Genomic DNA, 1,154 nt, shown 5'->3' with positions numbered 1-1,154 from the left:
TCCTATGTTTGCAAAAACCATTTAACTTGTACCAAAAGAGAAGAAAGGGAGGAACAAGATTATTTATACAATGAGGCGGTTGTAAGCCTGTCTAACATGACAATCCCCTTCCTTTTTCTATTGTCACTTTGGAGAGTTCCATAAAGCCCGAGAGCTTGCATCAGGATAGATAAAGCCACAATAGTCTTCTCCCTTGTCTTTTTTTAAACTTACTAAAAATCCTAAGCTATGCAAACTGTTGTCGGTATTGACGTGAGTAAGGAAACCTTGGCTGTCTGCCACTTAGCGGCCGGCAAGCCCCAGCACCTGGAGGTAGAGAATGCTAAGGCGGGTTTCCGGAAGCTGGTTAAAATCTGCGGGCCGGAGAGCCTGTATGTGATGGAAGCGACGGGCTCTTATTACATGCGCCTGGCTTATTTCCTGTCCGAGCAAGGCGCAAAGGTGGCGGTGGTGAACCCGCTGGTCATCAAACGTTTTATCCAGATGCACCTGGGCAAGGGCAAGTCTGACCGGAAAGATGCCCAGTGGATCATGCGCTATGGCCAGCAAAACGAGCTGAGGCTTTGGCAGCCCGATGATGCGCAACTGGTGGAATGCCGGCAATTGGAGCAAACCATTGAACAGCTCATTAAGCAGAAAACCATGACCCTTAACTCCCTGGAGGCTTTGGAGCGGCAGCCGGTCAGGAATAGAATGACCCTGAAAACTTTAAAGCTTACGCTGCTGGTGCTGCAGAAACAAATCCATCTGCTGGAGCAGGAACTGGGTGATCACCTGCGGGATCAGTTCAAGGAGCAGTTGGAGCTGCTGAGTTCCATTCCAGGGATCGGAAAGAAAACAGCTGGTATGCTGCTGCTGTTTTATGGTGGTTTCAGGCAGGTCGAATCCTACCGCCAGCTCATTGCCAAAGCGGGTTTGTGCCCCAGGGAGTATAGCTCCGGCTCCAGTGTCCGGGGAAAGGTGAGAATAACCAAGATGGGTGGCAGCCAGATCAGAAGCAAACTGTATATGTGCAGCCTGACGGCGATGCGGGCGAACACGGCTTGCAGGGAATTGTACCAGCGGCTCGTGGCCAAAGGAAAGAACCGAAAGCTGGCTTTGATAGCCGTGTGTAACAAGCTGCTCAAGCAGGCTTTTGCCATTGTAAATTCCGG

General features: G+C 50.6%; 1 protein-coding gene. It reads left to right on the top strand.

From position 1 onward, the window contains the following. Positions 1-228 precede the first annotated feature (228 nt). Positions 229-1,154: IS110 family RNA-guided transposase (locus A8O23_RS21165; RefSeq protein WP_066626145.1), on the top strand; the 926-nt coding region annotated here is incomplete at its 3' end.

The organism is Rufibacter roseus, assembly GCF_001647285.1.
Classification (GTDB): Bacteria; Bacteroidota; Bacteroidia; order Cytophagales; family Hymenobacteraceae; genus Nibribacter; species Nibribacter roseus.
This window is presented reverse-complemented; position numbering and strand designations above follow the sequence as displayed.